This is a genomic window from Marinomonas sp. GJ51-14, assembly GCF_055808695.1.
In genome coordinates, this window is the sequence record NZ_CM147879.1 from 2,857,788 (window position 1) to 2,882,798 (window position 25,011).

The 25,011-nt window shown below is 41.4% G+C and carries 21 protein-coding genes and 1 other RNA gene; 14 read left to right on the forward strand and 8 right to left on the reverse strand.

Going from position 1 to position 25,011, the window contains the following annotated elements; genetic code table 11:
- Window positions 1–218: 218 nt before the first annotated feature.
- Window positions 219–1,292: an ankyrin repeat domain-containing protein gene (locus tag AC0L3Y_RS13630; protein ID WP_473464641.1), complete on the forward strand. Its 1,074-nt coding sequence runs from the start codon at window positions 219–221 to the stop codon at window positions 1,290–1,292.
- Window positions 1,289–2,842 carry an ankyrin repeat domain-containing protein gene (locus tag AC0L3Y_RS13635; protein ID WP_473470632.1) on the forward strand — a complete coding sequence of 518 codons (1,554 nt, stop codon included), beginning with the start codon at window positions 1,289–1,291 and terminating at the stop codon, window positions 2,840–2,842. Before AC0L3Y_RS13630 ends, AC0L3Y_RS13635 begins: the two co-directional genes overlap by 4 nt.
- A gap of 136 nt (window positions 2,843–2,978) precedes the next feature.
- Here the strand turns inward: AC0L3Y_RS13635 and AC0L3Y_RS13640 are convergent, their stop codons facing one another.
- From AC0L3Y_RS13640 to hisI, 4 genes are all read right to left on the reverse strand, one after another.
- A complete protein-coding gene (locus tag AC0L3Y_RS13640) occupies window positions 2,979–5,162 on the reverse strand; it encodes an OsmC domain/YcaO domain-containing protein (protein WP_473464648.1) in 2,184 nt (727 codons plus the stop codon).
- 288 nt (window positions 5,163–5,450) lie between these two features.
- A complete protein-coding gene (locus tag AC0L3Y_RS13645) occupies window positions 5,451–6,236 on the reverse strand; it encodes a class II glutamine amidotransferase (RefSeq protein WP_473464652.1) in 786 nt (261 codons plus the stop codon).
- Window positions 6,237–6,329: 93 nt separating this feature from the next.
- Window positions 6,330–7,997 (reverse strand): methyl-accepting chemotaxis protein, encoded by a 1,668-nt coding sequence (locus AC0L3Y_RS13650; RefSeq protein ID WP_473464656.1) that lies wholly within the window; start codon window positions 7,995–7,997, stop codon window positions 6,330–6,332.
- Between the two features lie 296 nt (window positions 7,998–8,293).
- Entirely contained in the window at window positions 8,294–8,707 is a 414-nt protein-coding gene (hisI, locus tag AC0L3Y_RS13655) for a phosphoribosyl-AMP cyclohydrolase (RefSeq protein WP_473464662.1), read from the reverse strand.
- Between the two features lie 311 nt (window positions 8,708–9,018).
- Between hisI and ffs the strand changes: the two genes are divergently transcribed.
- Window positions 9,019–9,115: signal recognition particle sRNA small type (gene ffs, locus AC0L3Y_RS13660), an RNA gene on the forward strand.
- 125 nt (window positions 9,116–9,240) lie between these two features.
- Here ffs and AC0L3Y_RS13665 read toward each other — a convergent pair.
- Complete coding sequence (locus tag AC0L3Y_RS13665) at window positions 9,241–9,612, reverse strand: methionine-R-sulfoxide reductase (RefSeq protein WP_473464667.1); 372 nt, start codon at window positions 9,610–9,612, stop codon at window positions 9,241–9,243.
- Window positions 9,613–9,951: 339 nt separating this feature from the next.
- Here AC0L3Y_RS13665 and AC0L3Y_RS13670 point away from each other — a divergent pair, with 339 nt between their 5' ends.
- On the forward strand, window positions 9,952–10,299 hold the full coding sequence (locus tag AC0L3Y_RS13670) for a copper resistance CopC family protein (RefSeq protein ID WP_473464672.1): 348 nt from the start codon (window positions 9,952–9,954) through the stop codon (window positions 10,297–10,299).
- A 70-nt stretch (window positions 10,300–10,369) separates the two neighbouring features.
- Window positions 10,370–11,263 carry a copper resistance D family protein gene (locus tag AC0L3Y_RS13675; protein WP_473464675.1) on the forward strand — a complete coding sequence of 298 codons (894 nt, stop codon included), beginning with the start codon at window positions 10,370–10,372 and terminating at the stop codon, window positions 11,261–11,263.
- Between the two features lie 59 nt (window positions 11,264–11,322).
- On the opposite strand, the gene AC0L3Y_RS13680 is transcribed toward AC0L3Y_RS13675, so the two are convergent.
- From AC0L3Y_RS13680 to AC0L3Y_RS13690, 3 genes are all read right to left on the reverse strand, one after another.
- Complete coding sequence (locus AC0L3Y_RS13680; RefSeq protein WP_473464677.1) at window positions 11,323–11,724, reverse strand: GFA family protein; 402 nt, start codon at window positions 11,722–11,724, stop codon at window positions 11,323–11,325.
- A gap of 205 nt (window positions 11,725–11,929) precedes the next feature.
- The gene (locus tag AC0L3Y_RS13685; protein ID WP_473464680.1) at window positions 11,930–13,033 is read right to left on the reverse strand and encodes an ABC transporter ATP-binding protein; all 1,104 of its coding nucleotides are present in this window, start codon (window positions 13,031–13,033) and stop codon (window positions 11,930–11,932) included.
- Window positions 13,034–13,047: 14 nt separating this feature from the next.
- Window positions 13,048–13,830 (reverse strand): IclR family transcriptional regulator, encoded by a 783-nt coding sequence (locus AC0L3Y_RS13690; protein WP_473464685.1) that lies wholly within the window; start codon window positions 13,828–13,830, stop codon window positions 13,048–13,050.
- 179 nt (window positions 13,831–14,009) lie between these two features.
- Here AC0L3Y_RS13690 and AC0L3Y_RS13695 point away from each other — a divergent pair, with 179 nt between their 5' ends.
- Genes AC0L3Y_RS13695 through AC0L3Y_RS13735 form a run of 9 tightly spaced genes read left to right on the forward strand, consistent with a single transcriptional unit; the run spans window position 14,010 to window position 24,919 of the window.
- Complete coding sequence (locus tag AC0L3Y_RS13695; protein ID WP_191595372.1) at window positions 14,010–14,885, forward strand: carbohydrate ABC transporter permease; 876 nt, start codon at window positions 14,010–14,012, stop codon at window positions 14,883–14,885.
- A complete protein-coding gene (locus tag AC0L3Y_RS13700) occupies window positions 14,885–15,736 on the forward strand; it encodes a carbohydrate ABC transporter permease (RefSeq protein ID WP_191595373.1) in 852 nt (283 codons plus the stop codon). The genes AC0L3Y_RS13695 and AC0L3Y_RS13700 overlap by 1 nt, the downstream gene beginning before the upstream one ends.
- A gap of 2 nt (window positions 15,737–15,738) precedes the next feature.
- Entirely contained in the window at window positions 15,739–17,877 is a 2,139-nt protein-coding gene (locus AC0L3Y_RS13705) for an alpha-galactosidase (RefSeq protein WP_473464696.1), read from the forward strand.
- Between the two features lie 20 nt (window positions 17,878–17,897).
- Window positions 17,898–19,634, forward strand: coding sequence for an IlvD/Edd family dehydratase (locus tag AC0L3Y_RS13710; protein WP_473464702.1), 1,737 nt, complete (start codon window positions 17,898–17,900; stop codon window positions 19,632–19,634).
- The gene (locus AC0L3Y_RS13715; protein ID WP_473464706.1) at window positions 19,635–20,408 is read left to right on the forward strand and encodes an SDR family NAD(P)-dependent oxidoreductase; all 774 of its coding nucleotides are present in this window, start codon (window positions 19,635–19,637) and stop codon (window positions 20,406–20,408) included. It abuts the gene before it with no gap.
- The gene (locus AC0L3Y_RS13720; protein ID WP_473464713.1) at window positions 20,408–21,394 is read left to right on the forward strand and encodes a 2-dehydro-3-deoxygalactonokinase; all 987 of its coding nucleotides are present in this window, start codon (window positions 20,408–20,410) and stop codon (window positions 21,392–21,394) included. Before AC0L3Y_RS13715 ends, AC0L3Y_RS13720 begins: the two co-directional genes overlap by 1 nt.
- A gap of 1 nt (window position 21,395) precedes the next feature.
- A complete protein-coding gene (locus tag AC0L3Y_RS13725) occupies window positions 21,396–22,061 on the forward strand; it encodes a 2-dehydro-3-deoxy-6-phosphogalactonate aldolase (protein WP_473464716.1) in 666 nt (221 codons plus the stop codon).
- Window positions 22,058–22,918 carry an SMP-30/gluconolactonase/LRE family protein gene (locus AC0L3Y_RS13730; RefSeq protein ID WP_473464721.1) on the forward strand — a complete coding sequence of 287 codons (861 nt, stop codon included), beginning with the start codon at window positions 22,058–22,060 and terminating at the stop codon, window positions 22,916–22,918. Before AC0L3Y_RS13725 ends, AC0L3Y_RS13730 begins: the two co-directional genes overlap by 4 nt.
- Window positions 22,919–22,921: 3 nt before the next feature.
- Entirely contained in the window at window positions 22,922–24,919 is a 1,998-nt protein-coding gene (locus AC0L3Y_RS13735) for a beta-galactosidase (protein ID WP_473464727.1), read from the forward strand.
- The last annotated feature ends 92 nt before the right edge of the window (window positions 24,920–25,011 follow it).

Genomic DNA, 25,011 nt, shown 5'->3' on the forward strand with positions numbered 1-25,011 from the left:
TCTCCATGCTGAGATTTTTAAAAATACAAGTCGTACTTTTTTATAAAAAGAAGAGATAACCTACGCTCGTTTATTCCACTTTTGATTTTTTGAATGTGTCTTATAAATAGTTGAACTGATTATTTAGAGTAACCTCAATAGACATCTTAAGTAGTAGGGAAACGCGCCTAAATATCATTTTTCACTACACAGTAAAAATCAAAGGTTGAGGTGTGTCTATGTCCAAGAAAGCAGCGCTGTGGTTTCTTGCTATGGTTGTTCCATTGTTCATGTTGTCGGGTTGTATTGGAACGGCTTCGCAATTGACTAAAGCGGCATCTAATGGTGATGATCTAGCTGTTGAGCAATATTTAGCCGAAGGTCGAGAGGTTGATGCTAAAGACTGGGACGGTGCTACAAGTCTTTATTATGCAGCCCTCTCTGGTCATATAGCTGTATTACAGCGTTTGTTGGAGGCCGGTGCTGATCCAGACGCATTAAACCTGAAATATAAGAAGACTGCGTTACGAGCCGCAGTGGATGGAGATAGCGTTGATGCGGTTGCTTTACTCTTGCGTGAAGGTGCTGACCCTAATATCCCTGACAAAAATGGAAAAACACCGTTTCATATATCTGTTGAAGGTTTTAAGTTAAAACTGGCTGAAATGCTTTTGGCTAATGGTGCTGATGTCAACCTTCGTGCTGAAAGCTACACACCTTTAATGATGGCAGCTAGGGCTAAGAATACGGATATGGTTAAGCTTCTGTTAGCCGAGGGGGCTGATGCGACCTTGTTAAGCGAAGGTGATCGTTTGAAAAATCTCAATGCGCTTTTCTTTGCTGTTGATGGGTTGGTGCGGGTTAATGATGTTCCTCTGTCTTTTCCAGAAGATCTGGATGGGTTCCCTTCCAGCATGTCACAAATTACAGCGGAAGAATTTTCTGATAAAAAACTTAAAATGATTGAATGGTTAGCGCTTGCAGGTGCTGAAGTAAGTGGCACGGGGGGGATGTTTCCTCCTCTTCATATGACCGTTACTGATAATGAGAATTTGAAAGTCTCTGAAAAACTATTGCTGCTTGGGGCGGACCCGAATGAGAAAGGTAGTAATGATCAAACTGCTTTATATTGGGCGGCTAGCAAGGGTAATGCAGAACAAGTGGCTTTGTTGTTAGCCTTTGGTGCTGAAGTGAATGTAAAAAACCGAGACGAACTTAGAACGGCACTTCATATAGCGGCTCAAAACGGGTATACGAAAGTTGTGGATATTTTATTGGCTGCAGGTGCTGATGCAAATCAGAGGGGGGAATAGGTTACACGCCATTTTATCTAGCCAGTTACGGAGGTCATGTTGATGTCATCAAAAGCATGATAGCTGCGGGTGTAGATCTGGATACGAAAAATGATAACTCTGGATGGACCGCTTTAGCTACTGCTGCAGAGAAAAATCACTCTGATGTTGTTAAGCAACTGTTAGCCGCTGGCGCTGATGTTAATGTTCGTAGTCATGACGGTTCGACAGCGCTTTACCTTACGGCCAAAGCTAATAAATCAAATGATGATGTTATTAAAATGTTGTTGGCGGCAGGAGCAGATCCAAACATTCCAACATATAAAGGTGATTACCCTTTACATTACGCTGCTTATCTTGGTTATTACGACACGGTTAAACTTCTTTTACAAGGAGGAGCTGATCCTAATATTGTTGATAAGGATGATGAAACGGCACTGGATATTGCTAAGCGTCAAGAGTTCTCCAAAACCACAGCGTATATACAGCAATATGGGGGGCGAACCTATAGTTATAGAGCACAGTCCAGCTCCAGTGGTGGTAATTTGTTTGGGCAAATATTCTCCACCGTTGCGATTGCCGGTATAGCGGTTGGAGCAGATATACCTATCGAAAATACAATTGATGTAATGGGGGCTGCAGTCAATGATATCTGGGTTGAAGATGGTCACGGTTCGCAATTAGCACAGATGAACCAAAGTCTTATGGAAGGAACTTATGAAATTAAAGACCCAGCTTTGCGAGAGTTAGCACAAACTCGTGTTCAGATGAATAATCAGAATGAACAATTACAGCAACAGATTGCTCATATTCAGGCCCAGCAAAAGCTTGAACAAGAGTTGCAGCAGCGGTTGGTAGCTGAGCGTCAGGTTCAACAAGAACAGCAGCGATTAGTATATCTTCAGCAACGTCAAGAAATGATGAAGGAGCAGCAGCAACGTGCCCAGAAAATTTCGGATGCGCGCTTATTCACTGAGCAAGAGCGACGAACTCGTTTGGTTGAACGACAACAAGTGTTGTTAACACAAAGTACGTCGTCTGAAGAGGAGGTAGACTCTGCTAGCCTTGTTTCTGTACCACCTAACCTACCTAAAATTCAGCCGAAAGAAACTAATGGCAGCAAAGTTTTAGCTAATTTAAACATTAGCGAAAGCAAGGAGGTTGAATGTGACTGTGAAGGTACGATTACTAAGCAAAACCTTCAGGTGGGTAGTTGTAAAATTGAATCAATGACGCTGGCCTATGATATTAGTGCTTTTATGGGGGAGCCTGTGGTTCGAGGTGATTATAAATGGACAGCGCCTAATGACGGTGAAACAGATTGCCTGCCTTCAGGTTTAACTCTGTGGTTGAAAATGCAGAATAGCAGCAGCTATGGTTATATTGGCACCAGTCCAGTAGTTCCTAAAGCTGGTGGAGTGTCGTACTCAGGTACGGCAAGTAGCCCAAACTGGGACAGTTTTATCTGCAGTTATTCAGGGGCGGAAGAAGTTAGTTGCTTTGACGCAGCCACAGCGAAGAATATTTTGAAAAAAGGGCGCATCGTTGATTTCCATTTGTCCCATCAATAGGGGTTTTAACTAGAGTTTGCAATGACTGAACTAGTGAGTTTTTATTAGAGGTAGAAATTGAAAAAACACGCACCTTTAAGATTCAGTGATTACTGGGTTTAAAGGTGCGTGATTTTTCTTCTTCAATTCCCTTTTCTTATTTCTCCGCGTTTTCTTTACGAGCTTGATGCAGTTTTTTGTAGCTTTCTATCAATCGTAAGTGCGGTTCGATGCCTTCAAGTTGCATGCTGGTTTTGGTTAAGCCGTAAAAACGTACATCGCCCGTGACGGAGCCTACGACATTTTCCATGAGGTCTTTACCAAACATACGGTTGAAGTTGTTAATGAAGTCACCCAGTTCTAGTTCTTCATCTAAAGTGACTTCTAGTACGGCATTTATGGCTTGATAGAAAAGGCCGCGTTGAACCGTGTTGTCGTTGAACTGTAGAAACTCTGCGACTAATTCCAAAGCGTCTTCGTGTGCACCGAGAGCTAAATAAATTAGGATTTTGAGTTCCATAATAGTGAGTTGTCCCCACACAGTATTGTCATCAAACACAATGCCGATTAGCGTCGGGATGTCTGTGTAATTATCGAGTTGGCTTTCTTCTAAACGACTAACTAACATGGCCAGTTGTTTGTCGTTTAAAGCGTGTAGATTCAAGATGTCTTCGCGATAATCTAAGGCTTTATTAGTGTTGTCCCACACTAGGTCTTCAACTGGGTAAATTTCGGAATAGTCCGGCACTAGAATACGGCAGGCTGAGGCGCCTAAATCCGTAAATTCAGCAACGTACACTTCTTTTTCTAAGTCTTTTAAGATACCAAATAAGCTGTTTGCTTCTTCTTCACTGGTGCCAGAAAAATCCCATTCACAGAATTCATAGTCGTGCTTATCACTAAAGAATCGCCATGAAATAACACCTGTTGAATCAATGAAATGCTCTACGAAGTTTTCAGGTTCGCTAACCGCCATGCTGTTAAAGGTTGGTTTTGGTACATCGTTTAAGCCCTCGAAACTACGACCTTGTAGTAATTCCGTTAGGCTGCGTTCTAGTGCAACTTCAAGACTTGGGTGCGCACCAAAAGAGGCGAATACGCCGCCGGTTTTTGGGTTCATTAAGGTGACGCACATGACAGGGAATTGGCCACCGAGGGACGCATCTTTCACGACGATAGGAAAACCTTGCTCTTCTAAACCCTTAATGCCAGCAAGAATGCTAGGGTATTTTTCCAGTACGTGCATTGGCACATCGGGTAAGACAATTTCTTCTTCGATGATTTCGCGTTTCACAGCGCGTTCGAATATTTCTGACAAACACTGTACATGGGCTTCTTGTAGGTTATTCCCCGCGCTCATGCCATTGCTTAAAAAGAGGTTTTCGATCAGATTTGATGGAATATAAACGGTTTCGCCATCGGATTGGCGAGTATAAGGGATTGTACAAATACCACGTTCTTTATTGCCTGAATTGGTGTCGATTAAATGTGAACCGAACAATTCATCGTCTGGGTTATAAATACCTAAGCAATAGTCATCTAAAATACCGATTGGTAAAGCATCATCTTCTGTCAACGCAAACCATTTTTCATTGGGATAATGGACAAACTCACTGTTGGCGATGTCGGTGCCAAAGAATTGATCATTGTAGAAAAAGTTATTGTTCAAGCGCTCAATAAATTCCCCAAGAGCTGAACATAACGCGCTTTCTTTTGATGCGCCTTTACCATTGGTAAAACACATTGGCGAGGCTGCGTCACGAATATGCAGAGACCAGACGTTCGGTACTATGTTACGCCATGATGATATTTCAATTTTCATTCCAAGATCGGCCAACATGCCAGTCATATTGGCAATGGTTTGCTCTACTGGTAGATCTTTACCCAGTATAAAAGTGTTTGATGTATCGGATTGCCCCATCAGCATGGCATTGGCGTCTGAGTCTAGATTTTCAACGGTTTCAATTTTAAATTCTGGGCCTGTTTGCACGATTTTTTTTACTGTACAACGATCAATAGAGCGTAAAATACCTTGGCGATCTTTGTCTGAAATATCGTCTGGAAGCTCCACTTGAATCTGAAAAATTTGATTGTAACGGTCTTCTGGATCGACAATGTTATTTTGCGAAAGACGGATGTTGTCTGTCGGGATATCACGGGCTTTGCAATAAACCTTCACAAAATACGCCGCACACAAGGCCGATGACGCTAAAAAATAATCAAATGGACTTGGCGCCGAACCGTCGCCTTTGTAGCGAATCGGTTGATCCGCGGTGACGGTGAAATCGTCAAACTTGGCTTCAAGTCTGAGGTTGTCGAGAAAATTAACTTTGATTTCCATTGAATTTGGGGTCCACTGATTGGGCAGGTTGTTTGCAATAATCTATCAAGTTAGATTATTGCAAACACATGATTTGGCGTAATTATCGGTGATAGATGCTGATGAGTAAAACGAAATCGGTTTTTCTCAAAAACTAAAGCGGTCAGGATAGTAATACTTGGTTATGCTGATTTTTTAATGTAACAGTTAATTCTAAGATGAAAGGCAATTTATTCTTGTCAGCGCCATTTCCTTCTTTATTCTTTCAGAGAGAGAACCTAGTATTATTTAATGGTTTCTTGGTAAGACTTAGGCGCTCATTCTCAATGTCTCAGGTAAGGGGACAATTTCATACGTCTGGTTTTTAATTTTAGCGATATGACCAGCTGGAATTAAATTCCATTCTTTATGGGAAAAATCTAAAGGTTCAGAGCCAACCACAATATGATCATCAAACTCTTTGTAATAAAGGCTTGGCGCACGATCATCACTTGAAAAACGAATCGCGATCATTTCTTTTCCATCAGATACAACCGAGGTAAAGCGTAATGGCTCAGTGATGTCTTTCTCTTTCATCAGATCCAAAATTTGTGTCAGAGTCGTAGATATTGCAAGTTCGGGGTTCTCTTCTAACCCGTTCGCAATCATCAATAAGAAAATCACTTCAGAATCCGTTGCACCGTGACGTTCACTATACAAGTCTTCTGGGATTAATCGATCCAATTGCCAGCGTAAAGATTCATAGCCGCCGATTTGACCGTTATGCATAAATAGCCAGTTTTTATAGCTAAATGGATGGCAGTTTGAGCGGTTAGTTGCTGTACCTGTTGATGCTCTTACATGAGCAAAGAAGAGGCCGCTTTTAATATGTCTTGCTAAACTTTTAAGGTTACAGTCGCTCCAAGCAGGTAAGATTTCATGATACAAACCTGGTTCTTCCCTTTCGTCATACCAGCCAAGACCAAAGCCGTCTGCGTTTACTGTTACTTCTGATTTTTTGGCACTTAAACTTTGATGAACTAATGAATGTTCTTGCTCGAACAATAAAGACTCAAGATAAACAGAATCACCTTGATAGGCCATCCAACGACACATGTATTTCTCCTAGTGACAAAAAAGGGAAGCTGATCAGCTTCCCTTTTTATTCTACTTTAAAGAATGTTTTTTCTGTAGGTCTATCTAACAGTTTTAGACATTGAAGTAGCTGATTTTTGCAGACAGTTGTGTCGCCAGGGCCGCTAACTGTTCAGCAGAGTTACTGATCTTATGAATTGAATTTGTTGTCTTTGACGTAATATCAGTAATGTTAGAAATGTTTCGACTTACTTCTGCAGTAACAGACGCTTGCTCTTCTGCAGTTGCTGAAATTCTGTCGTTCATATCTCGGATTTTAGAAACGGATTCATTGATATTTCGTAGCGCTTCCTCTTCGTGTTTAACTTGGTTTACAGCATCAGTTGATCTTTCATGGCTAGATGTCATGGCCTTCACTGCCGAGCTCGTGCCGTTTTGTAATAGGGTGATCATTTTTTCAATTTCTTGTGTCGCATCTTGGGTGTTTTTAGCTAAATGGCGCACTTCGTCTGCAACTACCGAGAATCCTCGTCCATGCTCACCTGCACGGGCAGCTTCTATCGCAGCATTTAGAGCCAGAAGGTTAGTTTGGTCTGCGATACTGAGAATGACATTTAAGAAGTTACTTATTTCACCTGTATTAGATTGTAGTTCATTAATGGTTTCTGCTGATGTGGCAATATCAGCAGCTAACGCTTCAATACTATTAATTGTTTTGACAACAATGGCAGAGCCTTCATTCGCTGCTGTTTCTGCATTGTATGCGGCTTGACTTGCATCAGCAGTCGATTCAGATACATGCACCGCTGTGCCTTGGATTTCTTGAATAGCATGTGAGATTAGACTCGTCTCTTCTTGTTGACGATCTACCATATTAGATGATTCATCTGTTATTCGGTTTAAGTCATTAGCAGCGTTAGTGAGCATGGAGCTGGATTTTGCTACGTCATGTAAAATGCTGCTTAATTGAATAACAAGTTTGTCCATGGCTATTTCAAGCATGCCAATTTCATCTTTACGAGTGCTGCTTACTTTAGACTGCACTAATTGGCCTGACGCAATTTCTTCAGCTCTGCGTACTGCTTTAATCAAGGGGACACAGATGCCATTGACGATGAGAATACTGATCACTATTCCAGCTAAAATAAGTGCCGTTGCAATAAAGCCGCTAGTATAAATTGTTTGGTCTAATTTACTGTTTTGATTTGCTGCAACACTATTATTATATTCATCAATAGAAGTGATGATTTCTTCCATCTGTTGATTTACTGCAATTAAACTCTCATCCGCCGCACGTCGAGATCTGTTCGCTTGCATCGTTTTAAGTTTTACCCACCAGCTGTAAGTTACTGTGCTGGCTTCTAGAAAAATTGCCTGTTGTTCTTCAAGTGCATTAATTTGTTCTAGTAATCCGTCTAAACCTTTGTTTGCTGGCATTGTAGCTAAAATGTCTTTGACATTTTCTATACTGGTTAACAGCTCTCCAGTGTAGGTTTTGAATTTTTCTTCGGATTCAGCAACTTGCTCTATACCGTACCCACCAATAGATTTTGCAATAGATACCTGAAAGAAACCTCGCTCAAATTCAACGGATTGTTGAAGTAATAGTTGACGGCTTTTTTCTAGGTTTTTCATTAGTTGAAGGCTTTGAGAAGAGAGGTTTTGTAACTCTGAAGAGACAGATTTACTAGTGAATGCAGAGCTGACACTGATGCCAATAATAACGATTGAAAAAAGTGCAATAAGAGAGAGAATTTTTGTGCGTACAGAAAAATTAAACATACTTAAATCCAGTATAGTGAAATGGAGTTGATTCGTCTTTTAAACTACAGCAACTTTTGTACCAAAAACATGTAGGTTCTTTTCATGAATGGTGGCTTGTAGCCACACTTTCATGCTTGTTGTTTTTTGACAAGAAACATTCTTTTTGTAGAGTACTCAAAGAAAAATATCACTTAGTAATAATTATGTATTATATGTATATAATTATTATTTATAACTTTAAAGATAGCCTAGGAATCGTGTCAAGATATAGATGAATTTAATTAGTTTGCACTGTTTTTGTGCGCGCTATTTTTTTATTTTTCAATAGAAGGCTCTGAGCTAATCACGACCTCTTTTCCATCAACTGTGAAGAAGAAACAGTCACGACGATTGGTATGGCAAGCAGGGCCTTTCTGGTCAACTTTTAAAAGAATGCAATCACCATCACAATCAAACGACATAGAAACTAATGATTGTCTGTGCCCAGAGCTTTCACCTTTACGCCAATAGGTCTGGCGGGAACGAGACCAATAGCAAACTTGTCCTGTTTCTAAAGATTCACGAATGGATTTCTCATTCATGTAAGCAAGCATTAAAACTTCGCCAGTATCATGTTGTTGAGCAATTGCGGCAATTAAACCTGAATCGTCTGTTTTTAAATTAGCCAATACTGTGTCCAAAGCTAAACGGTCGCCCTTAGAAAGATTTTCGTACTCTTTTAAACTCATGTTGATGCCTTCTTTTTGTATCGCGACTTTGGTCACACCTTAATGATTACTTACATCCTTAATTCTAAAGAATAGGACACTGAATAAAGACTATGTTACTGCAAATGATGTATGTCTTGCTAACGCAAAGTGCTTATTTCTAAATTCAGCTTGACGTTGCGAATAAGAGAATCGTTAAAAAGGAGTTGTAGAGAAGGGCGTGGATAAGGAAAAAACTAAGTATTTGAAAAACGTAAGAAAAGCTTGTTGATATTTCAATTTCTCTGCGTATAATTGCGCCCTAAGGTCACAGGCCTCCTTTATGGTGTCTCTGCTGGTCCCCTCGCAACGATAAACCGTTAATCTGGTCAGATCCGGAAGGAAGCAGCCACAGCGGTGGACTTGTGTGCCGAGGTGCGGCTGGTAGAGATGCCACCTTAATCTTTATCTGAATAATATCTTAAAACCTACTTCCTAATACTCAGAATATTAAGCTCATTTTTTTGAAGAGTATTAACGTACTTATTAATAAAATAAGTACGTTAGATGCTCATTTAAATTTCATTGCTTTTAAACTTCATTGAAATTGAGTTAACACAGTGACGAATGTTATTTTCCGTTAGTCTTTCCCCTTCAAAAACATGCCCAAGATGGCCTTCGCAATTGGCACAAACAATCTCTATACGATGACCGTCGGCATCAGGGACACGCTTTATTGCACCTTTTATTTCATCATCAAAGCTTGGCCAACCACAATGTGAGACGAATTTATGCTCAGACGTATAAAGTGGAGCATCGCACTGGCGGCAAACATATAAACCACCTTCCATAGTGTCTGTGAATTCACCTGTAAATGGACGTTCTGTGCCTTTATGTAGAATGACATCAGCTTCAATCGGGGTTAGTTCGTTGTATGGCTTGCTCATAGGAATTTATCTCTCTTGTTGCTTATGTTTTTTATTAAAATAAATTATGACATGTCTTACCTGTGGATACTAAGGCAATAAAATGAACAAAAGGTTCTCTCGTTTTTTATTAAACCCTTGAAAACAAGATTCTTTGAGGGATGGGGGTAATAAAGTATTTTGCATAAATAAAGCGCATGATTTATTGGGCAATGATCCCTTTCTTGCACTCTTCTTTAGCAAAAAGATAGAATACGTCTCGTTTATTAAGCTTCTTTGCAGAAAAGATTTTTTCTTTTTTAGGTGAGATAGGAAGTTATAACAAAAAATCGTATTTCATATTAGATAAAGGATGTTCTTATGACACTGTTTAAATGCGCTCTTTTAGCTTCATCTCTGATTTTTTCCGTTAATGCTTTTGCTCATGGAAAGATAACAGAAACCTATCCAAGGGATGGGGATATGTTGATGTCACAAGCTGAACGTGTGGAACTTCATTTCGAAAAACCTATGAAGGTTATAAGCTTAAAAGTAGAAAACTATGCTGGAAAAGAGATGGAAGTTAAGTTTGACCGCAACGCTCCAGAGACAAAAGTTTTTAAAGCTATGCTACCCAAGTTAAGACCAGATAATTACTTTGTTGAATGGCGAGCTATAGGTAAAGATGGTCATACTGTTAAAGGTAAGTACGGCTTTATGCAGCACTAATTGATTGATTTGATGTGCTAGAGAATAGGCAGTCAAAATAGACTGTCTATTTGAATTATAAGGAAGCATTATGGCGTTAACACATTGGGAAGTTGCGCAACTGCTGGCACGATGGTTGATGTACTTTGGCGTTTTAAGTGTTGTTGGTGGCTTATTTTCCTTCCATTTGTTGCGACACCAATCAGCTTTACTAGGTCAGGTAAAATTGTATGTTTTGACTGGTGTAATCGTTGGTGCTTTTGCGTCGGTTGGGTATTTCTTCGTTCTTGTTGGCGCAACAATGGAAGAAGGTGTGTTGGCTATGTTTGATCCTGATATGGCTGCTATTTATTGGGAGTCTCCAGCAGGAAGTGTTTTGTTGGTTAATTTGATCGCTTATGCGTTTGTTCTTTTTGCCTTGTCTGTCTTAGGTAAAGAACGAACAGAAAAATCTTGGCCATTCTCTGTTTTTTCGTTATGTATATCCGTAGCGAGCATCGCTAGTTTGCTGTATTCATTTTCCCTTGCAGGGCATTCAGTAGGGCAGACTTGGTACTATCAAATTATCTTCTTCACCCATATTTTTATCTCTGTTTGGTGGTTGGGATTATTATTCCCTTTATGGTTGGCTTCTAAGACTATGACGGCAAAGGATTCAAATAAGGTATTAAGTTATTTTAGTCAGTTGGCTGCTTATGCGGTATTGGTATTAATTCTTTGTGGTGCGTGGTTGAGTTATACCTTAACTGGCTGGAAAGGTTGGTTCTCATCAGATTATGGTTTTTGGTTATTAATTAAGCTTATTTTAGTTGCCGTAATTTTAGCTATTGCGACCTATCATAAATGGTATCTTGTGCCGTTAGTATTAGAGAAAAATAATACGGAAAAGCTTCAAGGGTCTATTTTAATTGAGAAGTGTGTTGGTGTTTCGATTCTTATAGTTACCGCTATATTTACCACTTTTGTTGGTCCATCGAACCATTAAAAAGACAGCTCATAACCTATTGAATACATTACGAGCTGATTTATCTTTACTTTATTCTATTAAGCGACAGGGAATTCTTCATGTTGAGGAATGTCGTCACAGATGTTGTGCCATTCAGCCTTCGAACCAACAAAGATATGGAATGCAGGTGTTTTGTCTAGCTTGGTATCAAGCGTGCCTATTCTTAGACGAAGGATATCTGGCATGCTAGGTCGGCGACTGTAAAGCGGCGAAGCGCATCGTTGGCAAAACACACGAAAGACGCCGGGTGTTGATTCGTATTCTGTTATAAGTTCTTCGCCTTTTAACAAAGAGAATGCCTTTGTCGGAACGCCTGCATTCGCAGCAAAAGCCGCGCCGTTTGCTTTACGACAATTCTGACAATGACATTGCATAATATCACCTAGTTCACTTTGTATCTCGTACTGTACACCGCCGCACAAACAGCTTCCTGATAACATAGCTAACTCCTATTTTGGTTATTTTTATAGATCTTAAACTTACATAGTAATTGCAAACTATTCAAAATGTATCAGAGATATGTGTAAGAAAGGTGGAGGTTTTGCAGTTGTTATAAAATCTTTGAAGTAGTTGAAACAAAGAGAAAGCCAGCGCTGAGCCAGCACTGGCTTTTTGATAACTATAATGATTAACCTAATCTGGGGGTTATCGAGTAGGTACTGGTCGATTCACTAGGCCTGCGCCATTTTTGTTGAATAAGTAAACATCTTCTTTTTTGATACCGACTTTAACATTTTCACCGTGACGGGTTAGGTTTGAGCCACTTACTTCAATGGTTAATGTATGGTTTTCGAATTGACCATAAAGATACGTTAGCCCACCTAAATGCTCTGCAACATCGATCATTATTGGTAGTGTAATATCCGCTTCTTTAAGGTTTTCTTTTACATGTTCAGGGCGAATGCCAAGTTTTACGATCTCATTTTGAGAGACGCTTTCTCCATTTAGTTGAAGTTCGATACGTTCTCCATGAACCTCAATAACGGCTAAGTTTTGATGGTCGATATCGATGATTTTACCTTCGATAAAGTTCATTTTTGGTGAGCCAATAAAACCAGCAACAAATTCATTGGCAGGGTTGTGATAAAGCTCTAATGGCGAACCAACTTGTTCTATTCTTCCATCCCGTAAAACAACGATTTTATCCGCTAATGTCATCGCTTCTACCTGGTCATGGGTAACATACACCATGGATGCTTTTAATCTATTGTGCAATTTTGCGATTTGAATGCGCATATCAACACGTAATTCAGCATCTAAGTTTGAAAGTGGTTCATCAAATAAAAACACTTCAGGTTGACGAACAATTGCACGGCCAATTGCCACCCTTTGTCTTTGACCACCAGATAGTTGCTTAGGTTTACGATCAAGCAGCTCATTGAGTTGTAATATGTTTGCAGCATTAGATACTTGCTCTTTAATTTGTTCAGGAGCAACACCATTCATACGTAAACCAAAGCTCATGTTTTCTTCTACCGTCATATGAGGGTAAAGAGCATAGGATTGAAATACCATCGCCACACCACGATCAGCGGGGGCAACATTATTCATATTGATACCGTTTATCTCTAACGTGCCATCGGTGATGTCTTCTAATCCTGCAATAAGTCTAAGAAGCGTTGATTTACCACATCCTGATGGGCCAACAAAAACAACAAATTCTCCGTCTTCTAGGTCTAGATTGACGCCATGGATTGTTTCTATTTCATTAAATTTTTTGATGACATTTGTTAATTTTATTGTTGCCATAATTTTTCCTAGTCTCAAGCGGAGGCCATGGCCCCCATTCTGGTGGATACTTTCACACAAGCCTCTTTGACTAATGCTTGAAAGTGTTGAAAGCGTGAATCGTCTACTCTAAATTTTGGAGCTGTGATGCTTAGTGCAGCAATAGGTTCGTTTCTATGATTTAGAATGACGGAAGCCGCACATTGAATTCCTTCTTCATGTTCCTCTAAGTCTAATGAAATCCGGCTTTCGCGAATTTTATTAAGTTCATGAATCATGTCTTCTTTATTGGTGATAGTTGTACTTGTGTGTTTGAAGAAAGATTGTTCTTTTAATGCTTTTGCTAGGGCTTCATCATCTAAAAAAGCCATCATGGCTTTACCGACACCAGTACAATAGGCTGGACCTTTTTTACCAACAGCGGAGAAGAGGCGTAAGCTCTTTTGACTTTCTAATTTATCTATATAGATAACTTCACCTCGATCCAGTACTGCAAGGTGAATGGTTTCACCTGTTTCACTCCAAAGGTATTTCATTTGATCTGCAGCTATATCCCTGACATCTATTTTAGACCAGGCTTGATGGGCTAATTCTAAGAGTCCGTAACCAGGATGATAAAGTTGAGTTGTTTCATCAAAACGTATTAACCCTTTCTCGATTAATGACATTAAAGTTCGGTGGGCGGTTGCTTTCGGTAAATCCGTTTTTTCTACTAAGTCAGCAAATCGCAAAGGTACGGAAGCCATGCACACTTGTTGTAAAAGACTTAGAGCTTTATCTAATGATGATCCTCCACTTTTGTTTTCTGGGTCGGTCATGACTTTATCCTTTTCCTATCTAATGTTTGGTTCTTTATTTTGGTTAGGAGTGGCGAGCCAAAATAATAATTTAAATTGAGTATTGCAAAAAATGGAACTTTATTCCATTATTTTATTCGTTGTCTGAATTTAACGATCCAAACTAATTAATATAATAAAAATAAAGAGGTACGTGAGCCATGCAAAATTTGCATAGCAAGCAGCAAAAATGGATGCCAGTGGTTTTTCTCGCCCCTGCAGTTGTCTTATTTACTGTTTATGTGATGTTTCCTATTCTTCAAAGTATCTGGTTGAGCTTTTATGAGTGGGACGGTCTCGGTGAAAAAACTTTTATAGGTTTTAGTAACTACCGTGAACTTTTTGATGATTATCAATTCTGGGTTGCATTAAAAAACAACCTATATTGGATGGTTTTCTTTATGCTAGCGCCACCAATTGGTTTGGCCATTGCGCTCTTTCTAAACCAAAAGGTTATGGGTATACGTTTAGTTAAATCAATGTTTTTCTTTCCTTTTGTCCTTTCTCAAGTGGTTGTCGGTCTAGTTTTCTCTTGGTTTTATGATCCTTCTTTTGGTCTTTTTAACAAGGCGATTGGCTTGTTTGGAATGGAGCCTGTCGCCGTATTGTCTGATGAAAATTGGGTGACATTTGGCATCATAGTGGCAGGTCTATGGCCACAAATAGCCTACTGTATGATTTTGTACCTCACGGGTTTAAATAATCTCAGTCCCGACCAAATTGAAGCGGCGCGTTTAGACGGTGCGCATGGTTGGAAAATGCTCCGATTTGTCATTCTCCCGCAGTTGCGACCAGCTACCTTCATTGCCGTTGTGGTTACTGTTATCGGTGCGTTACGTAGTTTTGACTTAGTAGCAACCATGACCAGCGGTGGACCATTTGGTAGTTCAAGTGTGTTGGCTTATTTCATGTACGAACAATCTATCTTTAACTACCGAGCTGGTTATGGTGCTGCGATAGCAACCGTTTTGTTCGTGATTATGGATATTTATATTGCCTACTTTTTGTGGCGCATGCTGAAAAGTGAGAAAGCCTAATGTTTCCTACACCTATAGAAAAAAAATCTTTGCCATTTAATATGACCTATCGGGTTGCCATTTGGGTTGCCTTGTTCCTTTGGTTATTGCCACTAATTGCAGTTTTAATGACATCGGCTCGCTCCGTTGCAGATATTAATGCTGGTAACTATTGGGGTATTCCATCTGAATGGATGTTGTTTGAAAATTACACCTTGGTGTTTACTGAAACCCCCATGCTACGGTACTTATTGAACTCCATTTTAATTACGCTACCTGCTGTATTTGGTGCTGTGGCTTTATCTACCTTGGCTGGCTATGCATTGGCAAAATTCAAATTTCGCGGAAGTTTGGCATTATTCGCTGCCTTTATTGCAGGTAATTTCGTTCCTTTCCAGATTCTGATGATTCCAGTACGAGACCTAACGATTGGTATGGGCTTGTATGACACGGCTTCGGGACTCATTCTGTTCCATATCGCTTTTCAAACAGGCTTTTGTACCTTGTTTATGCGGAATTTTATCATCGGTTTACCTGATGAATTGATTGAAGCAGCAAGAGTCGAAGGTGTGAGTGAATTGAAAATTTTCTGGTACATCGTATTACCTCTTGTTCGTCCTGCTTTAGCTGCTCTGTCTGTGTTGATTTTTACCTTTATTTGGAATGACTATTTTTGGGCATTGGTATTAGTCCAAAGTGATGAAGTCCGTCCAATTACAGCAGGCATTAGTGCTTTGAAAGGTCAATGGTTGGCGTCTTGGCAACTTATTGCAGCGGGTTCGATTGTAGCGGCTTTGCCTCCGGTTATTCTATTTTTTGCTATGCAACGTCATTTCATTGCAGGTCTAACACTGGGCGCGACGAAAGGTTAACGATGATGAAAAATGAATCACATGTGAGCTTTTATCGACAAGATCAGCAAGGTAAAACCTTGGTGGTGGTATGCCCACAAGAAGGGGCGCCAGAGCTTGTGTATTGGGGAGATGCGTTACCTGATAATACATCACTTGGAAATTTGTATTTAGCTAAACAAATGGCTATTCCACAAGCGATGCTAGATCAGCCAGCGACGATGAGTTTGGTTCCTGAAGCTGGCAGAGGTTGGCTGCAATCGCCTGGAGTGGAGGCCAGTTCAACAGATCGTCCAGTTTGGTCTGCTTGTTGGTCATTGGTGGCTGTTGAAGAACAGGCGTTAGGCTTTTCTATTTACTTAGATGATAAGGTCGCCGCTTTGTCATTAGTTTTAGAAATCGGTTTGCTCTCTTCTGGTGTGTTGCAGCAAAAGCTAATACTAACGAACCAAGGTGAAGGCGATGTGATGGTTCAGCGTTTAGCTTGCACTTTGCCTGTCATGAGCCATTTTACAGAACGTCTGAGCTTTTATGGACGATGGTGTCAGGAGTTTCAGCAAGAGCACAGTGATTGGCAATCAACTTGGTTGCAAGAAAACCGCAGTGGACGAAACTCTCATGGAAATTTTCCGTCCGTTATTGTGGGTGAAAAAGACTTTGGTGAACAGCTGGGTGAGGTTATCGGAGTACATCTGGCTTGGAGTGGTAATCATAGGCTGAAAGCAGATTACACCATAGAAGGTCATCGTTATTTACAGGCCGAGGCTTTATATTTACCCGGTGAAGTTGTCTTATCAAAAGGTGAGAGTGTATCAACGCCTGCATTCTTGGCAAGCCACAGCAGTTCAGGCTTAAATTTGATGAGCCAGTATTTTCATCAAGAAGCGCGTCAGCGTTTACAGGTAATGAAACCTCGTCCTGTGCATTTGAACACATGGGAAGCATTTTATTTTGATCATGATGTTGTTCAGTTAAAAGCATTGGCCAAAGAAGCGGCTGACGTAGGGGTTGAACGTTATATTTTGGATGATGGTTGGTTTCGTGGTCGTAATGATGACACTTCAGCATTAGGGGATTGGTTTGTCGATCAGGCCAAATACCCTGACGGTCTGATGCCTTTGATTGATTATGTGAAAGGGTTAGGAATGGAATTTGGTCTTTGGTTTGAGCCTGAGATGGTGAATCCTGATTCTGACCTCTTCCGAGCCCACCCAGATTGGGCGTTGCAATTACCACAATACAAAGCTGTTTTAGGACGCAATCAGCTGGTGCTGAATTTAGCAAAACCAGAAGCCTATCAATATATTCGTGAGCGTTTGTTTTCTCTCTTTAATGATTATCCTATTGATTATGTGAAGTGGGATATGAACCGTGATTACACTCAACCTAGTAGCGATATTGCGCCACAAGCTCATGCTCAAATAGAGGCATTGTATCGATTACTTGGGGAGTTAAATCAAGCATTCCCTAATATGGAAATTGAAAGCTGCTCATCGGGCGGTGCTCGAGTCGATTTTGGTATTTTACAGTTCACCAAACGTTTTTGGGCTTCAGATTGCAATGACGCATTGGAGCGTCAGAGTATTCAGAGAGGCTTTAGTTATTTTTTTCCACCAGAAGTGATGGGGTCGCATATTGGGCCTGACCAAAGTCACACTACCAGCCGAATTCACGATGTGGCTTTTCGATCTGGTACGGCGATGCTAGGTCATCTGGGTATTGAGTGGAATCTATTGACTGCAAATGCAGAGCAAAAAGTAATTATTGCTCGTTGGCTGTCTCATTACAAGACATGTCGTGAAGTGTTACATGAAGGAAACAATTGGCGTTTACCCAGTGCTGATGGTCGAGCTCAAACACAATGGGCCCTGAGCCAAGACAAGTTAAAAGGTGTCGCTGTTTATACCCAGCTTACTATGCCAAAACAGGCGCAGACCTTGCCAATACGTTTACCTGATTTATTACCAAACCAGCTCTATCGCATTGAAGTGTTAGAGCATAGTCCGCTTCCTAACCATCTTATGAAAGCTCTACCTAAATGGTGGGGGAAACCTCTTATTTTAAATGGTGCTAGTTTGAGTAAGTTTGGCTTGCAATTGCCAATCTTAGATCCTGAATCCCTTATTTTATTAACAGTTCAAGCTGTAGTTAGCAAACTGTAGCCGCGGCGGAGAATACCTAAATGAGTAATAGTGAAGATAAAAATAAAAAACCATTACGCAGTCAACAATGGTACGGAAAATTAGATAAAGATGGTTTTATTCACCGCAGTTGGATGAAAAATCAAGGCCTGCCAGACCACAGTTTTGATGGTCGCCCAATCATTGGTATTTGTAATTCTTGGAGTGAATTGACCCCTTGTAATTCACACCTTCGCGAGTTGGCGGAGTATGTAAAACGTGGTGTGTGGGAAGCGGGCGGTGTGCCATTAGAGTTCCCTGTTATGTCACTTGGGGAAACTCAAATGAAACCGACAGCGATGCTTTTTCGCAATTTGATGAGCATGGATGTGGAAGAATCCATGCGTGCTTATGGCATGGATGGTGTGGTGCTGTTAGGTGGTTGCGACAAAACTACACCCGCTCAATTAATGGGCGCTTGTTCGGTTGATCTACCGACCATTGTTGTGTCATCTGGTCCTATGTTAAATGGTAAATATCGTGGTAAAGACATTGGTTCCGGTACTGATGTTTGGAAGTTCAGCGAGGCCGTACGTGGCGGTAAAATGAGTTTAGACGAGTTCATGCGTGCGGAATCTGGTATGTCTCGTTCTCGTGGTACTTGCATGACAATGGGTACCGCATCGACCATGTCTTGTTTGGTTGAAGCCTTGGGTATGTCATTACCAGAAAACGGCACTTTGCCTGCGGTAGATGCACGTCGTCAGGCGTTGGCACATCTTACCGGTGGACGTATCGTTGAGATGGTTAAAGAAGACCTTAAACCTTCGGATATTTTAACCAAATCTGCGTTTGAAAATGCCATTCGAGCGAATGCGGCCATTGGTGGCTCGACGAATGCTGTGGTGCATCTATTGGCGATTGCAGGTCGTGTTGGCGTCGATTTAACCCTAGACGATTGGGATCGTATCGGAGCTAAAATCCCTTGTTTAGTCGATTTGATGCCTTCAGGTCGATTCTTAATGGAGGACTTCCATTACGCTGGTGGTTTCCCTGCTCTGATTCAACGTTTGAGCCATCTTTTTGATATGACAACAAACACAGTCTGTGGTGCCAGTCTTGGTGAAATAACCCAAGGAGCGGAATGTTTTAATGAAGAAGTCATTCGTCCTCTTGATAAACCACTACGCGATAATGCTGGTATTGCGGTATTACGCGGTAATTTGTCACCACAGGGCGCGATTATTAAGCCAAGTGCAGCAACCCCTGAATTGCTACAGCATACTGGCAAAGCAGTCGTCTTTGAAAACATCGAAGATTATAAAGCACGTATTGATACGGCTGAACTGGATGTTGATAAAGACTCCATTCTGGTGTTGAAAGGTTGTGGTCCGAAAGGTTATCCCGGCATGCCAGAAGTCGGCAATATGGCGCTACCGAGCAAGTTACTAGAGCACGGTGTCACGGATATGGTGCGTATTAGTGATGCGCGCATGAGTGGCACTGCATTTGGTACGGTTGTGTTACATGTCGCGCCTGAATCGACAATGGGTGGACCCTTGGCTTTAGTAGAGAATGGCGACGAAATTACACTGGATGTTGAAGGTCGTGGTTTGCACTTGCATATTTCAGATGAAGAAATGACACGTCGTAAAGCAGCATGGCAACCAGAAGAAAGTGAATACCATCGAGGTTACGCAAAACTCTATATCGATCATGTTATGCAGGCCGATCAAGGTGCCGATTTGGACTTCCTTGTAGGTAGCAGTGGTTCGAAAGTGAGTAGGGAGTCTCATTAAATGACAAATAATAAAAATAATACGGTTTATCCCAGTTTGGTCGGGCGACATGCATTAGTAAGTGGTGGTGCTTCCGGAATTGGTGAGGCGTTAGTCAGAGCATTAGCACAGCAAGGTTGTTTAGTCAGCTTCTTTGATATTGATCAAGTGGCAGGTAATACCTTGATGGAAACGCTAAATAAGCAAGGTTGTCAGGTGCATTTTGATCTCATTGATTTGACTCAAATCGAGACGCTTAAAGACACCATCCATAGCCGTATATCCGAATGGGGTGCAATTCGTATTCTGGTGAATAATGCGGCAAATGATCAGCGTCATACCTTACAAGAAATGACCTCTGAGCAGTTTGATTTATGTATGTCCGTAAATTTGAAACATCACTTTTTTGCTGCGCAAGCGATTGCCCCCACCATGGCGGAAGCTGGCGGCGGGAGCATCATCAATATGAGTTCTAACTCATGGATGTTAGGGCTGGCAGGTTACCCTGGTTATGTGACGGCAAAAGCTGGTATTTCAGGTTTAACGAAAGGCTTGGCACGAGAACTTGGCCCACAAAAAATTCGTGTTAATACGGTATTGCCCGGTTGGGTTATGACGGAAAAACAAAAACGTTTGTGGTTAACGCCAGAGGCTGAAGCCGAGTTGATGATTCAGCAGGCGTTAAAAGAAAAAATTGAACCAGAAGATGTGGCAGATTTGGTTTTGTTTTTAGGTTCTGATGACAGTCGCATGATTTCAGGTCAAAGCCTAGTTATTGACGGAGGACGATTATAATGAACTCGTCGAATTCTGTTTTATGCGCTACGGCGGATCAAGCTAATTTTATTGCTGTTGATTGGGGAACGACCAACTTGCGCGCCTTCTTGATTAATAAAAATGGTCAAGTACAGGCTCAACGTGACAATGATCGCGGTATGTTGGAACTGGATACCTGCGAATTTGAAGCGGTATTGTCCGATTTATTAGGCGACTGGTTAACACCTGATTTGCCCATTTATATGGCTGGCATGGTGGGTAGCCGTGGTGGTTGGGAGGAAGTTCCTTATCAGCAATGTCCTATTCAGTTAGGTGATTTATCAAGACATCTTTATTGGCTAAAAACTTCTTTGCCTAATCCTATTGCCATTGTTCCTGGGTTGCAGGGCGTGGGTGTTGCAGGGCTACAAGATGTCATGCGTGGTGAAGAAACTCAGTTGCTAGGGGCGATTGATTGGCTTGAAGCTCGACATCCTAGTGACGATAATCCGGTTTTCTGTTTGCCTGGTACCCATTGTAAATGGGTTCAAGTGAAAGACGGTACAGTGTCACAGTTTTCGACCTCTATTACTGGAGAGTTGTTCGCTCAGTTAAACAATGAGTCCAGCTTGGTGAAAGGGTTACCAAAATCTGATGCTTTTAATGAAGACGCTTTTAATAAGGGCGTATTAGCCAGCAAGCAAGCGGGTGGAATATTACACCATTTATTCAGTGCGCGTAGTCGTTTTGTGTGTGGCGAATTAGCCTCAAATGAAGTGCGTGATTATCTCTCTGGTGTGGTTATTGGTCACGATGTAAACGATGTCTTGTCTTCATTAAGTATACCGAAAAGCCCTGTCATTATTATAGGCAGCCAAGAGTTAAGTGAACGCTATGCATTGGCACTGTCATCTCGTGATCTAAAGTCTGAGTTTCTATCCGCAAATGACGCCAGTATTCGTGGTTTAAAACGCTTGGCAAATAGCCAAATTATCTCTGATGCTGTTTCTAGTGGAGCCAAATAATATGAAGCATTCTTTTGATTTGTTAATGCAAGAATTTCCTATGGTTGCCATTTTACGTGGTGTCGAAAAGGATGAAGTAGTTGAGCATGCTCGCGTTTTGATTGACGCAGGTTTTCGTTTGATTGAAGTGCCACTGAACTCGCCAGAACCTTTTGACAGCATACGATTATTACAAGAAACCTTTGGTGATGACGCTTTGATTGGCGCTGGAACTGTTTTGACCATGGCGCAACTCACTGAGCTGGTTGCGACAGGAGCTGGCCTGATGGTTAGTCCTCATACAGACCCTGAATTGATAAAAGCCGCTAAAGTAGCTGGTTTGTATGCTATGCCCGGTTTTTTTACCGCCAGTGAAGCGTTTGCAGCCTTGCATGCTGGTGCTGATGCGGTGAAGTTGTTTCCAGCGGAAGCCTTGCCAACGATTAATGTTGTGAAAGCATTGGGTGCGGTTATTCCTGCTGATACTTGGTTGTGTCCTGTGGGTGGCGTGACACCAGAAAATGTTGCCGATTATTTAAATGTGGGCGCTCGTGGCTTTGGTTTGGGTTCTGCCTTGTATAAAAAAGGCCAATCTGTAGCAGCAACCAAAGCGAATGCACAGGCATTCATGATGGCGTGGAAAGCTTATAAAAATAACTCTTCTAATACTTTAGGAGAAAAAATATGAAGAAAATAAGCGTTCAGCGACATCAATTAGCAGAAGGGCCGTTCTGGAGCCAATCTGAACAGGCTTTATATTGGGTCGATATTCCTGCTTGCCAAGTCTGGTGTTGGCATCAAGATACAAATATAACTCAGCATTGGAATTTGCCACAAAAAGTGTCTGCCGTGTTTACGACACAAGGTGACCGTTTGTTGGTGGCGTTAGCGGACTCTGTTGCTTATCTAGATAAAACAACTGGAGAATTAGAGAACCTGTGTGAATTAGACACAGATGTCGTCGGTAATCGTAGTAACGATGCTAAGTGTGACCCAAATGGAACACTTTGGGTTGGCACTATGGACGATGCTGAAAAATCAGCTTCCGGTCGTCTTTGGAAAATTACTTCTGATGGGCAGAAAACGCTTATGCTAGAAGGTGTTGGTATCGCTAATACCTTGGCTTGGGATGAGATCCGAGGCCGATTTTATTTTGGTGATTCTATGGCTCGAAGAATCCACACTTTTCCTTATCCTGAATTCTATGATGTACGCAGTCAAACGCCTTTTTTAGAAGTTGAAGAAGGCGTTGGGCCGGATGGCTCTTGTATCGATTTAGAGGGGTGCCTTTGGAATGCTCACTGGAATGGCTCCCGCGTTGTACGTTACAGCCCTGAAGGTGAGGTATTGCAAACGATTGAATTGCCTTTCTCAAAACCGACGAGTTGTGTGTTGGGTGGGAAAGACGGTAAAACCTTGTTTATCACTTCTGCGTCGGTTGCTACGAATGCAGATGATCTGGTGAATCAACCTCTCGCTGGTCATGTTGTTGCTATTGACGTTGATGTGTCAGGTGCACCAAGTCAATCGTTTGCAGGAGCATAAAAGATGAAATTAGGTGTTTGTTATTACCCTGAGCATTGGTCAAAAGATCGGTGGGTTGAAGATGCACAACATATGCAACGCATTGGTATTGAATACGTTCGGATTGGTGAGTTTAGTTGGAGCACAATAGAACCGCAGCCAGATCAATTAGATTGGGAGTGGTTAGATGAGTCGTTAGAGATTCTTCATGCTCATGGTTTGAAAGTGATTTTAGGCACGCCAACGGCAACACCACCAAAATGGCTGGTGGATCGTCATCCTTCTATGTTGGCAACAGATGAGCAAGGTCGTGTACGTGGTTTTGGATCTCGTCGACATTACACTTTCTCCAGTCTTGAATATCGTGAAGAGTGTCGTCGTATTGTAACCATCATGGCAGAACGTTATGGGCAGCATCCTGCGGTAGTGTCTTGGCAAACGGATAATGAATATGGCTGCCACGATACTATTTTAAGCTATGGAGAAACGGATTTAACGGCATTTCGTCTTTGGCTATCAGATAAATACGGAACAGTTGCTGCATTAAATAAAGCGTGGGGGAACGTTTTTTGGAGCATGGACTATCGATCCTTTGACGAAATTGAACTGCCTAATTTAACCGTGACAGAAGCGAACCCTTCTCATCGATTGGATTTCCAACGCTGTTGTTCAGATCAAGTGGTTGCGTTCAATAAACTGCAGGTCGATATTTTGCGTAAATATTCCGCTGACCGTGATCTGGTTCATAACTATATGGGATTCTTCACCGCATTTGACCACCACAAAGTCGGTCAGGATTTAGACGTAGCGAGTTGGGACACTTATCCATTAGGTTTTCTAGATCAAGAATCCATTTATACAAACGAAGAAAAACAGACCTATTTACGTGTCGGTCATCCTGACTTTGGTGCTTTTCACCATGATTTGTATCGAGGTTGTGGTAAAGGGCGTTTATGGATTATGGAGCAACAACCAGGGCCTGTGAATTGGGCGCCACATAATCCGACGCCAGCTGATGGCGCGGTACGTTTGTGGACTTGGGAGGCTTTTTCTCATGGGGCTGAGATGGTGTCTTATTTTCGTTGGCGCCAAGCTCCGTTTGGGCAAGAGCAGATGCATGCTGGCTTGTTGAGACCCGATGCCAAGGAGGCTGAAGCCACACAAGAAGCCGTACAAGTTGCCAAAGAAATTAACACGTTATCAGCAGCAATGGGGATGGATAAAGATGAACTGATGTCTCTTCCTTGTTCAGGAAAGGTTGCCTTGATGTTTGATTACGATGTCTGTTGGTCACTGGATATTCAGCCTCAGTCTCGTGCCTATCGTTATCTTTTCTGGTGCTACCGAATGTATGAAGCTATGCGCGAGTTAGGTTTATCTGTAGACATCATTTCCAGCCATGCACCATTGGATATGTATGAATTGCTCGTATTGCCTGCGCAAGCACATATTTCACCGGACTTGGGGAATAGGCTTCATGCTTATAAAGGCATTTTATTAGCCGGCCCAAGAACAGGAAGTAAGACAGACAGCTATCAAATCCCTGAAAATCTTGCACCGGGACCGTTATCCACTTTATTGCCTTTAAAAGTCGAGCGAGTAGATGCCTTACCTGAACACACTCAACCAGCAGTATCTGGTCGTTGGGGCAAAGGGAATTTAAAATATTGGCATGAACAAATTAGTACAGATTTGCCTTGTTTATTAAAAGACGATTCTGGCAATCCTGTATTGATGGGCTCGGAACGTCATTTTTATCTTGGATCTTGTTTAGATACTAGTTTGTTAAAAGCCAGTTTAGCAAAGTTAGCTGAGAAGGCTGGTTTATCTACTCTCTATCTACCTGATGGAATACGGGTTCGAGAGAGAGGTGATGTAATTTTTGTTTTTAATTACGGTACACGCTCAATATCTTTTGAACCAGAAGACGCTGAATTGATTGTCGGTAGTAAAAATATATCCACAGCAGGAGTGGCGATTTGGAAAAAATTGAAAGGTCAAAGAAATCATATAAAAAAATAAACTGAAACTAAGTTTCGGTTCTTGATTATATGAGTTATTTGTTTAATACTGAAACTCTGTTCCATTTAATAATAATAAGAGGACTTGTCTAA

What these genes read in the sequence shown, in the direction of transcription:
- AC0L3Y_RS13630 (WP_473464641.1), top strand. Translation starts at nt 219, where the DNA reads ATGTCCAAGAAAGCAGCGCTGTGGTTTCTTGCTATGGTTGTTCCATTG.
- AC0L3Y_RS13640 (WP_473464648.1), bottom strand. Translation starts at nt 5,162, where the DNA reads ATGGAAATCAAAGTTAATTTTCTCGACAACCTCAGACTTGAAGCCAAG.
- AC0L3Y_RS13645 (WP_473464652.1), bottom strand. Translation starts at nt 6,236, where the DNA reads ATGTGTCGTTGGATGGCCTATCAAGGTGATTCTGTTTATCTTGAGTCT.
- AC0L3Y_RS13650 (WP_473464656.1), bottom strand. Translation starts at nt 7,997, where the DNA reads ATGTTTAATTTTTCTGTACGCACAAAAATTCTCTCTCTTATTGCACTT.
- hisI (WP_473464662.1), bottom strand. Translation starts at nt 8,707, where the DNA reads ATGAGTTTAAAAGAGTACGAAAATCTTTCTAAGGGCGACCGTTTAGCT.
- AC0L3Y_RS13665 (WP_473464667.1), bottom strand. Translation starts at nt 9,612, where the DNA reads ATGAGCAAGCCATACAACGAACTAACCCCGATTGAAGCTGATGTCATT.
- AC0L3Y_RS13670 (WP_473464672.1), top strand. Translation starts at nt 9,952, where the DNA reads ATGACACTGTTTAAATGCGCTCTTTTAGCTTCATCTCTGATTTTTTCC.
- AC0L3Y_RS13675 (WP_473464675.1), top strand. Translation starts at nt 10,370, where the DNA reads ATGGCGTTAACACATTGGGAAGTTGCGCAACTGCTGGCACGATGGTTG.
- AC0L3Y_RS13680 (WP_473464677.1), bottom strand. Translation starts at nt 11,724, where the DNA reads ATGTTATCAGGAAGCTGTTTGTGCGGCGGTGTACAGTACGAGATACAA.
- AC0L3Y_RS13685 (WP_473464680.1), bottom strand. Translation starts at nt 13,033, where the DNA reads ATGGCAACAATAAAATTAACAAATGTCATCAAAAAATTTAATGAAATA.
- AC0L3Y_RS13690 (WP_473464685.1), bottom strand. Translation starts at nt 13,830, where the DNA reads ATGACCGACCCAGAAAACAAAAGTGGAGGATCATCATTAGATAAAGCT.
- AC0L3Y_RS13695 (WP_191595372.1), top strand. Translation starts at nt 14,010, where the DNA reads ATGCAAAATTTGCATAGCAAGCAGCAAAAATGGATGCCAGTGGTTTTT.
- AC0L3Y_RS13700 (WP_191595373.1), top strand. Translation starts at nt 14,885, where the DNA reads ATGTTTCCTACACCTATAGAAAAAAAATCTTTGCCATTTAATATGACC.
- AC0L3Y_RS13705 (WP_473464696.1), top strand. Translation starts at nt 15,739, where the DNA reads ATGATGAAAAATGAATCACATGTGAGCTTTTATCGACAAGATCAGCAA.
- AC0L3Y_RS13710 (WP_473464702.1), top strand. Translation starts at nt 17,898, where the DNA reads ATGAGTAATAGTGAAGATAAAAATAAAAAACCATTACGCAGTCAACAA.
- AC0L3Y_RS13715 (WP_473464706.1), top strand. Translation starts at nt 19,635, where the DNA reads ATGACAAATAATAAAAATAATACGGTTTATCCCAGTTTGGTCGGGCGA.
- AC0L3Y_RS13720 (WP_473464713.1), top strand. Translation starts at nt 20,408, where the DNA reads ATGAACTCGTCGAATTCTGTTTTATGCGCTACGGCGGATCAAGCTAAT.
- AC0L3Y_RS13725 (WP_473464716.1), top strand. Translation starts at nt 21,396, where the DNA reads ATGAAGCATTCTTTTGATTTGTTAATGCAAGAATTTCCTATGGTTGCC.
- AC0L3Y_RS13730 (WP_473464721.1), top strand. Translation starts at nt 22,058, where the DNA reads ATGAAGAAAATAAGCGTTCAGCGACATCAATTAGCAGAAGGGCCGTTC.
- AC0L3Y_RS13735 (WP_473464727.1), top strand. Translation starts at nt 22,922, where the DNA reads ATGAAATTAGGTGTTTGTTATTACCCTGAGCATTGGTCAAAAGATCGG.